The sequence below is a fragment of the Deltaproteobacteria bacterium genome, from assembly GCA_029860075.1.
Taxonomy (GTDB): Bacteria; Desulfobacterota; JADFVX01; order JADFVX01; family JADFVX01; genus JAOUBX01.
In genome coordinates, this window is sequence record JAOUBX010000007.1 from 61,819 (window position 1) to 75,153 (window position 13,335).

The 13,335-nt window shown below is 48.3% G+C and carries 12 protein-coding genes; all 12 read left to right on the forward strand.

The window, feature by feature from the left end; translation table 11 throughout:
- Position 1 precedes the first annotated feature (1 nt).
- The 12 genes from recA (at position 2) to mfd (ending at position 13,297) form a co-directional block, all read left to right on the forward strand.
- Positions 2-1,021 carry a recombinase RecA gene (gene recA, locus OEV42_03765; protein MDH3973377.1) on the forward strand — a complete coding sequence of 340 codons (1,020 nt, stop codon included), beginning with the start codon at positions 2-4 and terminating at the stop codon, positions 1,019-1,021.
- Positions 1,022-1,076: 55 nt separating this feature from the next.
- Positions 1,077-2,234 (forward strand): type IV pilus twitching motility protein PilT, encoded by a 1,158-nt coding sequence (locus tag OEV42_03770; protein MDH3973378.1) that lies wholly within the window; start codon positions 1,077-1,079, stop codon positions 2,232-2,234.
- On the forward strand, positions 2,209-2,700 hold the full coding sequence (locus OEV42_03775; protein MDH3973379.1) for a regulatory protein RecX: 492 nt from the start codon (positions 2,209-2,211) through the stop codon (positions 2,698-2,700). Before OEV42_03770 ends, OEV42_03775 begins: the two co-directional genes overlap by 26 nt.
- Positions 2,675-5,320, forward strand: coding sequence for an alanine--tRNA ligase (gene alaS, locus OEV42_03780; GenBank protein ID MDH3973380.1), 2,646 nt, complete (start codon positions 2,675-2,677; stop codon positions 5,318-5,320). The genes OEV42_03775 and alaS overlap by 26 nt, the downstream gene beginning before the upstream one ends.
- Before the next feature lie 134 nt (positions 5,321-5,454).
- Positions 5,455-5,640 (forward strand): twin-arginine translocase TatA/TatE family subunit, encoded by a 186-nt coding sequence (gene tatA, locus OEV42_03785; protein ID MDH3973381.1) that lies wholly within the window; start codon positions 5,455-5,457, stop codon positions 5,638-5,640.
- Between the two features lie 24 nt (positions 5,641-5,664).
- Positions 5,665-6,147, forward strand: coding sequence for a MogA/MoaB family molybdenum cofactor biosynthesis protein (locus OEV42_03790; protein ID MDH3973382.1), 483 nt, complete (start codon positions 5,665-5,667; stop codon positions 6,145-6,147).
- Between the two features lies 1 nt (position 6,148).
- Complete coding sequence (gene tatC, locus OEV42_03795; protein MDH3973383.1) at positions 6,149-6,928, forward strand: twin-arginine translocase subunit TatC; 780 nt, start codon at positions 6,149-6,151, stop codon at positions 6,926-6,928.
- Between the two features lie 16 nt (positions 6,929-6,944).
- Positions 6,945-7,910, forward strand: coding sequence for a DUF1858 domain-containing protein (locus tag OEV42_03800; protein ID MDH3973384.1), 966 nt, complete (start codon positions 6,945-6,947; stop codon positions 7,908-7,910).
- Positions 7,911-8,053: 143 nt separating this feature from the next.
- Positions 8,054-9,151, forward strand: coding sequence for an iron-sulfur cluster carrier protein ApbC (apbC, locus tag OEV42_03805; GenBank protein ID MDH3973385.1), 1,098 nt, complete (start codon positions 8,054-8,056; stop codon positions 9,149-9,151).
- A 19-nt stretch (positions 9,152-9,170) separates the two neighbouring features.
- The gene (locus OEV42_03810; GenBank protein MDH3973386.1) at positions 9,171-9,407 is read left to right on the forward strand and encodes a NifU family protein; all 237 of its coding nucleotides are present in this window, start codon (positions 9,171-9,173) and stop codon (positions 9,405-9,407) included.
- 102 nt (positions 9,408-9,509) lie between these two features.
- The gene (locus OEV42_03815) at positions 9,510-9,806 is read left to right on the forward strand and encodes a DUF3467 domain-containing protein (protein ID MDH3973387.1); all 297 of its coding nucleotides are present in this window, start codon (positions 9,510-9,512) and stop codon (positions 9,804-9,806) included.
- Positions 9,807-9,838: 32 nt separating this feature from the next.
- Positions 9,839-13,297: a transcription-repair coupling factor gene (gene mfd / locus OEV42_03820; GenBank protein ID MDH3973388.1), complete on the forward strand. Its 3,459-nt coding sequence runs from the start codon at positions 9,839-9,841 to the stop codon at positions 13,295-13,297.
- Positions 13,298-13,335: the final 38 nt, after the last annotated feature.

Here is a 13,335-nt window from a genome sequence, read left to right on the forward strand (position 1 = left end):
AATGTGTGCTGATGCAAACAGGGAAAAAGCGATAGAACTGGCCCTCGGTCAGATAGAGAGACAGTTTGGTAAAGGTTCCATTATGAGAATGGGTGGGGAATCTTTATATAACGATATCCAGACCATTTCTACGGGTTCCATCGGGCTTGACGTAGCCCTTGGCGTGGGCGGGGTGCCGACAGGAAGGGTCATAGAAATTTACGGACCTGAATCTTCAGGGAAAACGACACTGGCCCTGCATATTGCGGCAGAGGCCCAGAAAAAAGGTGGCATTGTGGCCTTTGTCGATGCCGAACATGCTCTCGATATTTCTTATGCAAAAAGGCTTGGTGTTAAGGCGGAAGACCTGCTCATTTCCCAGCCTGATACGGGGGAGCAGGCCCTTGAAATCGCTGAAATGCTCGTACGGAGCGGCGCTGTCGATGTGCTCGTTGTCGATTCGGTGGCGGCCCTTGTGCCACGGGCGGAGATTGAGGGTGAAATGGGAGATTCACACATGGGACTTCAGGCCAGGCTCATGTCGCAGGCGCTCAGAAAACTGACGGCCACCATCAGCAAGTCAGGAACGGTCCTTATCTTTATTAACCAGATCAGGATGAAGATCGGCGTTATGTTCGGCAATCCCGAAACGACGACAGGCGGTAATGCCCTCAAATTCTATTCCTCCATCAGGCTTGATATCAGGAAGGCGGGCGCCATCAAGCAGGGGCAGGATAATATCGGCAGCCAGACCAAGGTGAAGGTTGTCAAAAACAAGGTAGCTCCTCCCTTTAAGGAAGTTATCTTTGATATAATGTATGGTGAAGGCATATCGAAAGAGGGTGAACTTGTCGATATCGGCGCTGAAATCGGGGCTGTTGAAAAGAGCGGTGCCTGGTACTCTTTCGGCAGTGAACGTATTGGACAGGGGAGAGAAAATGCCAAGTCCTACTTCAGAGACAATCCTGAGGCGGCATTGAAGCTGGAAGAGCAGATTCTCAATCATTATGGCCTGAGCAGGGAAGAGACGGCAGAGGCATAGCCTCATTGTTTATTGACGCATAGCCTGGTTGCCTGTTAACTGACGAGGTGAAACAATGGAACTTGATGAAATATTAAAAGTGGGCGCCCAAAAAGGGGCTTCCGATGTTCATCTGAAAGTGGGACTTCCTCCTATCTTCAGGATTGATTCCGTCCTTTATCCTGTTAAAAACCTTCCCCGTTTCACAGCTGAATCACTTTCAGACATGATCTTTTCCATTATGACGGAATCCCAGAAGAAGAACTTCAGGAATGCCCATGAAATAGACCTCTCCTATGGTGTTAAGGGGCTGGGCAGATTCAGGGTTAATGTGTTCCAGCAACGAGGCACCCTTGGCGCTGTTTTGAGAATCATTCCCATGAATGTTAAATCCCCTGAAGAGCTTCATCTTCCCAAGGTTATTGAAAGGTTGGCTGAACAGCGGCGAGGCCTGATCCTTGTTACAGGGACGACGGGGAGTGGAAAATCGACGACCCTTGCATCCATGATCGATTACATCAATTCATCCCGTACGGCCCATATCATTACCATAGAGGACCCTGTCGAATTCCTTCACCGCGATAAGAAGAGCGTTATTACCCAGCGTGAAGTCGGTTTTGATACGCTCGATTTTTCAGGGGCCCTGAGAAGTTCACTGAGGCAGGACCCCGATGTCATCCTTGTGGGAGAGATGCGTGACGTGGAGACCATAGAGATAGCCATTACGGCAGCCGAGACGGGTCATCTTGTTCTCTCAACCCTTCATACCCTTGATGCCAAGGAGACCATTAACAGGATTGTTTCCGTATTTCCACCCCATACCCAGCACCAGGTAAGGCTCGCCCTGTCAGGGGTGCTCAAGGGGGTTATTTCCCAGCGTCTCGTCGTCAGAGCCGACGGCAAAGGACGTGTGCCTGCCGTGGAGGTGCTGGTAAGCACATCGAGAATCAGGGAGTGCATTGCCGAAGAAGAAAAACTCAAGGAGATTCCCGATGCTATTGCGGCAGGGCATACCATGTATGGAATGCAGACTTTTGACCAGTCGCTTATGGGACTTCTAAAAAAGAATTTCATTACCTATGATGATGCCATGAAAAATGCCACTAACCCTGATGACTTTGCCCTCAAAATGCAGGGTGTCTCTTCTTCGAGCGACAGCCAGTGGAGTGATTTTGAGAAAGAAAAGGAAAAAAAACCGGAAAAGGGAGATGACATCGATATCGAACGCTTCTGAGGGTGAAAGGGCAAGGAATACTGCCTGCAGATTTCTTTCCTATTGTGCAAGAAGTACCTTTCAAGTAGAAAAAAAGCTGAAAGAGAGAGGTTTTGCTGAAGAGGTTGTCAGTGAAACCATTGACAGGTTAAAGGAACTCGGCTTTCTTGATGATGCCTCCTTTGCAGAGAGCTTTGCCAGGGATCTGGCCCTGGTTAAGGGTTTTGGACGGTTCCAGATAGAGAAAAGGCTTAAAGATAAAGGTATTGAAGGGGAAGCGCTGACCCGGGCCATTGAGAGGGTTTTTTCTGAAATAGATGAATTTGAAGCTGCCCGAAGGCTTGCTTTGAAAAAAACAAAAGGACACTTAAATTCTGTCCGGGATAAGGCGAAAATAGGAAGGTACCTTTATGGCAGGGGCTATTCGTGGGATATTATAACTGAAATATTGAAGGGATTAGATGACCGGAAAAGAGATCAGGAATAGTTTTTTAAGTTTTTTTGAAAAAAAGGGCCACAAGGCGCTGGAGAGTTCTCCCCTTGTACCCCACGGCGACCCTACGCTTCTTTTTACAAATGCGGGAATGGTGCAGTTTAAGGGCGTTTTTCTCGGTGATGAAGAGAGGCCTTGCGGCAGAGCAGTAACCGTCCAGAAGTGTCTCCGTGCCGGTGGAAAGCATAATGACCTGGAAAATGTAGGGAAAACAGCCAGACATCATACTTTTTTTGAAATGCTGGGCAATTTTTCCTTTGGCGATTATTTCAAGGAAGAAGCTATCGAGCTGGCATGGGAGTATCTGACGGGGGTGCTTGGGCTTCCCGGGGAGAGGCTTATCATTACCATTTTCAATGATGACGATGAAGCGGGCAAAATCTGGGAAGAAAAGGCAGGCCTTTCGCCGGAGAAGATCGTCAGGTGCGGCGAAAAGGATAACTTCTGGTCCATGGGTGATACGGGGCCCTGCGGACCCTGTTCGGAGATCCATTACGACCAGGGAGAAGCTGTGGGTTGCGGCAGGCCCGAATGTAATGTTGAATGTGATTGTGACAGGTACCTGGAAGTATGGAACCTTGTTTTTATGCAGTATAACAGGGATGAAAAAGGGCAGCTGACACCTCTGCCTCATCCAAGCATCGATACGGGCATGGGCCTTGAGCGCCTCGCCGCCGTTGTGCAGGGCAAAAGCAGTAATTTTGATTCCGACCTCTTTGCCGGTATATTCAGGCACATTGAAGAACTGTCTGAAAGAAAGTACGGTGATAATGAAAAAGATGATATCTCCATGCGGGTTATTGCCGACCATATGAGGGCCATTACCTTTCTCATAACGGACGGCGTGCTTCCTTCCAATGAAGGGAGAGGTTATGTTTTAAGAAGGATTATGAGGAGAGCTGCCCGTCATGGAAGAAAGCTGGGTCTTAAGGAACCCTTCCTCCATCTGACGGCAGGCGCTGTTGCCGATGAAATGGGAGAGACTTATCCTGCCCTCAAAGAGACGCGGGATTATTGCGCCAGGGTCATTGTTCATGAGGAAGAGCGGTTCTTGAATACTCTCGATCACGGGATGCGCCTTCTTGAAGAAGAGGTTGAAAAACTGAAAGATGAGGGCGCTCACATGCTTAATGGTGAGGTCGCTTTCAAGCTTTACGATACTTATGGTTTTCCTCTCGATCTTACGGAAGACGTGCTGAAAGAATCAGAAATGACTGTTGACAGGGACGGTTTTGAACGTTCCATGGATAAACAGAAGGATGCTGCCAGGCAGGCATGGGCCGGTTCCGGCGAGGATAAGGTATCGGCTGTTTATGCAGAGCTTGTAAAAAAAGGGATTAATGAGACGGACTTTGCCGGTTATGATGCGGCTGAATGCGAGGGCAAGGTCCTTGCCATTATAAAAGAGGGCAAAATTGCTGATTCGGCCGGTGAAGGGGATTCCCTTGAAATCGTTACGGACAGGACCGTTTTTTATGGTGAATCGGGTGGTCAGAAGGGGGATGCAGGGGAAGTCTTCACTTCATCAGGCTCGGTCATGACCGTCAGTGATACCTGGAAGCCCCTTGCTTCACTTGTTGTTCATAAGGGGACGGTAAAAAGGGGACGCTTCCATAAAGAGGACAGGGTTCAGTTGAAGATTGACGCCGAAAAAAGAAGCGCCACAGAAAAGAACCACAGCGCTACTCACCTCCTCCATTCAGCCCTTAAAGAAGTGCTTGGCGACCATGTCAACCAGGCAGGTTCACTTGTTGCCGGCGACAGGCTCCGCTTTGATTTCAGTCACTTTACATCGCTTAGCCGGAGAGAGTTGGCAAAGATAGAAGAGATTGTCAATGAGCAGATCTGGTTCAATTCTCCTCTTTCCACTGAACTTCTCTCCATTGCTGAGGCCAAAGCGAAGGGAGCAACGGCGCTCTTTGGTGAAAAGTACGGTGATACGGTACGTGTCGTTACTGTACCGGGATTCTCCATGGAGCTTTGCGGCGGCACCCATGTTAATATGTCGGGGGAGATCGGCCCCTTCAGGATTATTTCTGAAGGGGGAATTGCTGCCGGTGTCAGGCGGATTGAGGCGGCAACAGGACAAAGAGCCTATGAAATTTCCCTCAGGGAAAGGGAGGAGCTTGATCATGTGGGAGCGCTTGTCCGGGGTAAGGGGGGAGAGATTGGTAAAAAAGTAGAAGCCCTCATTGCAAAGCAGAAGGGGCTTGAAAATGAAATTAACAAGCTTAAGGAAAAGCTTGCCTCTTCCGGTGGTAAGGACATGATGGCCGATGTGATCGAGGTGAATGGCACAAAAGTCCTTTCCATCCGCATTGAAGGCGCCGATGCAAAGAGCCTGAGAAGCCTTATGGATAACCTGAAAAACAAAATCGGCTCGGGGGTAGTCGTTATTGGGGCGCCTGATGCTGACAAGGTGCTTTTAATTGCCGGTGTTACCAGTGATCTGACGTCCAGGTTCCATGCAGGAAAGATTGCAGGCCAGATAGCTCCCCTCGTAGGTGGAAAGGGCGGTGGCCGGCCTGATATGGCTCAGGCTGGCGGTAAGGATGTTTCAAAACTTGATGATGCCCTTGCAAAAGTCAAAGAAATCGTAGCAAATACCGTCTAATAACACCTTTTTCTTGATTCATTGCCTCTTCTCCTGTAAATTATAAGGTCTTCTACATAGGGCGGCGTTTCCATGCCAAAGGCATAGGACCTGGCCCTATTTTAATTTTTTTGCAAAAGTGAAGGAGGTTAGACATGTTTGGAATAGGAATGCCGGAACTGATAATAATTCTTGTTATAATCCTCGTCATATTTGGAGCCGGAAAACTTCCCGAGATAGGGTCAGGTCTCGGCAAGGCAATAAAAGGTTTCAAGGGCGGCCTCAAGGAGGTTGAGGCTGATATCAAGTCTGATGATAAGGATGGTCAGGAAAAGGCCTGAACAGGGTTTTAAGGATTTTTCATCATGAGCGCTAAAAGAAAATTAATAGCCGGTGTGCTGACTTTGTCCGATAGCAGGAGTGAGGCTGAAGATGAAAGTGGAAAGGCCATCAAGGAGATCCTGGCGAGAGAAGGCTTTGAGACGGTAGAGTACGCCGTCATTCCCGATAACAAGGTGATGATAAAAGAGACGCTTGTTGTCTGGGCCAATGAAAGGCTTGATCTTATTGTAACAACGGGAGGGACGGGGCCCGGCCCGAGAGACGTAACGCCTGAAGCGACTGAATCGGTTTTAGAAAGGAATATGCCCGGCCTTTCCGAGCTTATTCGAATGGAGGGGCTCAAAAAGACGAAAAGGGCCTGCCTTTCGAGAGGCGTTAGCGGTATCAGGGGGAAGACGATTATTATCAACCTGCCGGGGAGTAAAAAAGGCGCCGTTGAGTCTCTCGAAGCGGTTATTGATCAAATCCCCCATGCCCTATTAATGATGGAAGGAGGGGGCCACTGATTTGAGTGACTCTGCCGTCGATAGAGAAGAGGAACAGGACGAGAGTGCGGCTCCCTTAACGGAGCACTTAAAAGAGCTTAGGACGAGGCTGATTCGCAGCTGCTGGGCTGTGGGGATCGGTTTTGCCGCTTCTTACAGTTTTTCCAGTGAGATTTTTAATCTGCTCATGCATCCCCTGGTAAAGGTCATGCCCGACAAGAGTTCCATGATTTTCACGGGACTTACGGAAGGTTTCTTTACTTATCTCAAGGTTGCATTTCTGACAGGACTTATGCTGGCCACGCCTGTTATTTTCTACCAGATATGGGCATTTATTGCGCCGGGTCTTTACAGCCATGAAAGAAAATATGTCATTCCCTTTACCGTTCTTTCCGTATTTTTCTTTACCGGTGGGGCAATTTTCGGCTACTTCCTGGTATTTCCCTTTGCTTTTGAGTTCTTTATGAGCTTCAATACGGAAGATATTGTTGCCCTTCCGTCGATGAAGGAATATCTCGCTTTTTCGACGAAACTGCTTATTGCCTTTGGCACGGCATTTGAGCTGCCCATCTTTATCGTTTTTCTGGCCAAGTTTGGTCTTGTTACTGTTGAGATGCTGACGAAAAACAGGAAGTATGTTCTCGTCGGTTCATTCATCGTGGCGGCTCTTCTTACGCCTCCCGACGTGGTCACCCAGACGCTGATGGCTTTCCCTCTTATGCTGCTTTATGAACTCGGCATTATCGGGACCCGATTATTTGTAAGAAAAAAGACAGAAACCAGTGAAGAACTATCAACATAAAGGAGTAAAGAAGTAAATGGACAAGTATCCACGCATGTTTATCATTTCCAGTGTAGTCTACCTCTTGATCGGCACCATGATGGGAGCCTTGATGGCGAGTCACGCCCTTGATCCCTTTTATCGTTTTATCCATATCCATGTCAATCTTTTCGGATTTATGGCTATGGTCGTATTCGGTGTTGCCTACCATATTCTTCCCCGTTTTATGGGGAAATCCTTAAAATTTCCGGCCCTTGTGCCCTTGCATTTCTATTCGGCACATATCGGTCTTATCGGGTTAATGATTGCCTATGCCGCCAATGGTTATGTTGACCCTGACCAAAAATCGGCCTACCTGCTTTTCCAGATGTCGTCAGGTTTTGCATCGCTGGCTGTTGTTTTCTTCGCCCTTAATATTATTCCCGTCCTTATTATGACGCCCAGAAAACCGATTAATGTGCCTGCACCGGCACCTTCGTCACAGCCGAAAGCTGAAAATGAGACGGGAGTGACCTTTACGGCAGATATGAAGATAGGGGAAATACTGGAAAAGCGCCCCGAGACGCTCTCCATTTTTGTCAGCGCCGGTTTTAAGGCGCTTGCAGACCCTGAAAAGAGAAAGTCCATGGGAGAGAAGCTTGTTTTGAAAACAGCCTGCCAGATAAGAGGTATCGATCTTAAGGACTTGCTCTCCAAACTTAACGGCCCTATCTCCGCGGAGGAAGCGAAGGTTGAAGCGCCTGCGGCTCCCCAGGTTCCCCCCCAACAGGCGCTTTCCCTCAAAAGGGGTGATCTTGTTGAACTGAAGACGCCCGTGGGGCATATGATCCAGGTTTATCCCGAAACGAGAAAAGTATTGGAAGATAACTACGGTGGCGAGTGTTTTACCTGTCCCGGTATGGCTATTGAAACGGTGGAGCAGACGGCCCACATGCATAACAAGGCGCCTGAGGATATTTTGAACCAGGTCAACAGCATTGTTAAGGATGCCTTGAGCGAGTAAAGTTAGTGGCGTGAAAATAATTTGAAACCCCTTTTGCCTTGAGGTATGAGGGGTTTTTTGTCCTTTATTCTTGAAAAAAAGGCCTCTTTTCTTTACTATAGTAAGGCTAAGCGCTTAAAAATAAATCAATCCAGGGACAACTTATGGCTGTTAGAGAAGAAGACATATTAGAAGCATTAAAAGTTGTGATCGATCCTGATCTCAAGAAAGATATCGTCTCTTTGGGATTTATAAAAGAGATGAAAATAGCCGGTTCAAGTGTAAGTTTTGATCTTGAACTGACGACCCCTGCCTGCCCGCTCAAGGCAGAGCTTGAAAAAGGGGCGAGAGAGGCCGCTTTATCCGTAGCGGGTGTTGAAGACGTTAAGGTAAATGTCACCTCCAGTGTGAGAAAAGCGGGTCCCGGTGGGATGACGGCGCCTAAAATTGAGAATCTAATTCCTTCCGTTAAAAATGTTATTGCTATTGCCAGCGGTAAGGGAGGGGTGGGGAAATCGACAGTCAGTGTTAACCTTTCCCTTGCTATGGCTGCGGAAGGCGCTAAAGTCGGACTCCTTGATCTCGATATTTACGGACCCAGTATTCCCATGATGATGGGCGCGAAGGGTCAGCCTAAAAATGATGGCGGCAAGATGGTTCCCATTGAAAATCATGGTGTGAGAATGATGTCGCTCGGGTTTCTCGTTCCTGACGGCGCGCCCCTTATCTGGCGTGGCCCCATGGTGATGAGCGCCGTCGAGCAGCTACTTAAGGATGTGGCCTGGGGAGATCTCGACTACCTCTTTATCGATCTGCCGCCGGGCACGGGAGATGCCCAGCTTTCACTTACCCAGAAGGCGCATATGAGCGGCGCTGTTATTGTTACGACGCCGCAGGACGTGGCCCTTCTCGATGCAACCAAGGGTCTTGCCATGTTTAAAAAAGTGAATGTCGATGTGCTGGGAATCATCGAAAATATGAGTTTTTATCTCTGCCCCAACTGCGGAGAAAGATCTGAAATATTCAGTCATGGCGGGGCGAGAAAGGCCAGTGAGAAGGAAGGCGTTCCCTTTCTCGGGGAGATTCCCATCAATGTAAATATCAGAGAAGGCGGTGACAGCGGCAAGCCGATTGTTATTGCAGACCCGGAGGGGCCGCTTGCAGAGCGGTTCAGGGAAATGGCAAAGGCTTTGGCTGCCAGAATTAGTATACAGAGTTTCCAGGAAAACCAGGAGAACAATGCAGCAACTGCAAACCAATAAAGAGAGCAAGGAGAAAAAAATGAGTATAAGTGAAGAGAAAAAGAATGCCATTATCGAGGCTTTAAACAGCATCAGACCCTACCTTCAGGCTGATGGTGGTGATGTAGAGTACGTGGATTATGTTGATGATGTGGTACAGGTAAGGCTTAAGGGCGCCTGCGGCACGTGCCCCAGCGCCATGATGACCCTTCAGATGGGTGTAGAAAGAGCTATTAGAGAAAAACTTCCCGAGATCAAGGGCGTTGTTGCCGTATAAGGGCTAAATTCTCGATTATTTGGAATGTTAACTATAATCCCCTCTTCCGGCAGAGCAGTCTTTGCCGGAAGAGGGGATTAAGTAATGAAAAGGAGTAAGTCCTTGGAAGATAAAAAAAAGGAAGTCAAACTGCAGATCGATATCGACGATGTAACGGCGCAGGGGGCCTACTGTAATTTTGCCATCGTCAATCACTCCGATACGGAATTTGTCATTGATTTTATCTACCTTCAGCCTATGCAGCCCAAAGCAAAGGTGAGGTCGAGAATCATTACGGCCCCCAAACATGCAAAGAAACTGGTTAATGCGCTTCTGGAAAACATCAAGAGATATGAAGAGAAGTTCGGGCCTGTTCCCGAAGATAACAGCGATATAACACCTCAGGATATTGTCCATTAATATTGCAACCGTCCCCTTCATCCCCTGATTTAATGTCAAACACACTTTCCGGTAACATCCCCCTGGGGCTGGCCGGTGATGAAAGGAAGGCCATTGCCGGTCTTAAAGGATCGTCCCTTGCCTGGCTTCTTTCCCGAAATATCGAGGCCGGTGAAGGGCCGTTTTTCATCATTGCGCCCTCTTCGACGGAAGCGGAAAAGCTCTTTGGAGATCTCAAATTCTTTCTGGGAGAAAAGAGCAGGGTCTGCTATTTTCCTCAATGGGAGGTTCTTCCCTATGAAAACCTTTCACCCCACCGGGCAATCGTATCGGAAAGGCTTAAAACCCTCTATGCTCTTGCTGTTGATGACGTGCATGCCCTTATAACGACGGTTCCATCGGCCATGCAAAGGGTTATGCCTAAATCGGTTATTACGGGCATGGTCGATTATCTTGTTACAGGTGAAGAGATCCCTTTTGACGGTTTCCTGGAGAGCCTGGCAGAACGGGGGTATGTAAGGACGCTCCATGTGGAAGAGATGGGAGAGTTCAGTGTCAGGGGGGGGATCGTTGATATCTTTGGGCCTGCAATGGATTTTCCGGTGCGAATTGAGTTTTTTGGTGATGAGGTGGAGTCGATGAGGGAGTTTGAACTTGAAAGCCAGAAGTCTACCGGTGTGGAACTTGAAGAGCTGACCCTTCTTCCTGCGGGAGAAATATTCCTCAATCCCCAAAAAGGGAAGGCCATTACCCGAATTATCAAGGTGAGGGGCGTTGACGGGGGAGCGTCGAGAGACCATCTTAATGAAATCCGGAACAGCTTTAACGAAGGAATTCCTTTTCAGGGGATAGAGTTTTTTCTTCCCGATTTTTATCCTGAATGGGCCACTCTCTTTGATTATCTTCCCCCCAAAACGATCACTGTGAGGCTTGATAACGAGGAGCTTCTATACCGGGCCGGTGAATTTGAAAAAAGCTTTATCGAAGGCTATGAAAAAGGGTGGGCCAATGGCTGGCCCTTTCCTGAGCCGGAAAGGTTTTATCTCCATGGGGAATCTCTCATGACAAGCCTCGATAAATGGCCCTCTCTCCTGGTGGGTGGCGTTAATGTGGGAGAGAAGGAAGCTGTCAGGATCGATGTAGAAAATAACCGTGATATTCGCACCTTCATTAGCGGCGCAAAAAAAGAAAAAAGTCCTCTTGAACTGCTTGTTGAGAAAATCAGTGAATGGCGAAATGATGGTATCTCTCTTTTCTTTTCTGCCCATACCCGGGGGCAGGGAGAGCGCCTGGGAGAGCTTCTCAAATTTCACGGCCTTAATATTTCCATTAAGGAAAGTCCGCCTGACTTTAAAGAAACAGGTGATGGAATTCCCCTTTACATAGGTGAGCTTTCTACAGGCTTTAAAGACCTGGAAGGCCGTTTCGTGCTTATCACGGAAGAGGATGTTTTCGGCGAAAGGCACAAAAGGCGCGGACGGCTTAAAAAGGCAGGTGATCTCAGGATTGCCTCCTTCGGCCAGCTTAAAAGCGGCGACTGCATTGTCCATGTTGATCACGGTATCGGGATATACAAGGGGCTGGGCAAGCTGGAAGCGGGCGGGACCATTGGCGACTACCTGGAACTTGAATACTTTGGTGGCGACAAGGTTTTTCTCCCCGTCGACAGGCTGAATCTGGTTCAGCGTTACGGAGGGGGTGAAAATGAAGTCCCCAAACTGGATAAACTTGGCGGCACATCCTGGGAAAAGGTCAAGAAAAGGGTCAAAAAGGCCGTTACTGAAATGGCGGCTGAACTTCTGGAAATTCATGCCGCCAGGGAGGTTATGAAGGGCCATGCCTATGCCGTCGACAGTGAGGAGTTCAGTGAATTTGAGGCCTCCTTCGAATATGAGGAGACACCCGATCAGAAAAATGCCATCGATGACGTTATTAACGATATGAAAAGCAGGCGGCCTATGGACAGGCTGGTTTGCGGGGATGTGGGCTACGGCAAGACGGAAGTTGCTGTCAGGGCGGCCTTTGTGACAGCCATGGAAGGGCGGCAGGTGGCCCTTCTCGTTCCTACGACCATCCTCGCCCAGCAGCATTACCAGACTTTTTGCGACAGGTTCAAAGGCTACCCCATTGTTGTCGAGAGATTGACCCGTTTTTGCAGCGGAGCCAGACAGAAAGAGGTGGTAAAAAAGCTTGAAGAGGGGAAAGTCGATCTTATTATCGGGACACACAGGCTTTTACAGAAAGATGTCAAATTCAGGAACCTTGGGCTTGTCGTCGTTGATGAGGAACAGCGTTTCGGTGTTACCCACAAGGAAAAACTGAAGAAGATAAGAAAAACGGTGGATGTGCTCACTCTGACAGCCACGCCTATTCCCAGAACACTTCACATGTCCATGATGGGAATCAGGGACTTAAGTATTATCAGCAGCCCTCCCGAAGGGCGTCTCGCCATACGGACCTTTGTTACCAATTATGACGAGGAAGTTATCAGGGAAGCCGTTATGAGAGAACTCAGGCGCGGCGGACAGGTCTTTTTTGTGCACAACCGGGTGCAGGATATTGAAAATGTTGCAGCCAATATGCGGGAGATCGTTCCCGAGGCGAAGATTGCCATTGCCCACGGTCAGATGCATGAGCATGAATTGGAAAAGGTGATGCTTGAATTTGATAAAGGTGAAAAGAACCTTATTGTTTGCACCACAATTATTGAATCGGGCCTCGATATCCCCAATGCCAATACGATAATCATGCATAATGCCCAGAGTATGGGCCTTGCCCAGCTCTATCAGTTAAGGGGAAGAGTGGGCAGGTCTAAACACAGGGCTTATGCCTACCTCCTTGTCCCAACGGGACTCATTCTCACGAAAGAGGCAAGAAAAAGACTTCAGGCTATACAGGAAATGAAGGAACTCAGTTCCGGGTTTCAGCTTGCTTCCTATGACCTCGAAATCAGGGGGGCCGGGAATATTGTGGGAGCGGAACAGTCGGGAAATATTGAGGCTGTCGGTTTTGAACTCTTCTCCTCCATGCTGGAAAAGGCAGTAGCCGAAGTGAAGGGTGAACTGCTTCGGGAGGAAATAGAACCTGAAATCAGGTTCCCTTATCCGGCCTTTATAGGGGAAGATTACGTGGCTGATACAAACCAGAGGCTAAACCTTTACAAACGTTTCTCCTCTTTGTGCGATGAAGATGAGCTGAATGAAATGAAACCTGAACTCCTCGATCGTTTCGGACCCATACCGAGAGAGACCCTGAATTTTATAGAACTCATTTCACTCAAAATGGTCCTTAAAAAACTGATGATAAAGGAAGCCCTTATTTCAGAAAAGGCGCTTTCTTTTGCCTTTCATGAAAAAGCGCCTGTCAATGTGGACAAGCTCCTTGCTCTTGTCAATAAATCACCGGCCAAATATTCAATTACTCCCGATTTGCGCCTTAAGGTTAAACCGTCCTCCGGTGACTGGTTAAAGGCCCTTAATGAAGGTAAAAAGATATTGAAAGGACTAGGTTAATGTGGTAGTTTTTAAACGGACTTTCAGTGGGGGAATCC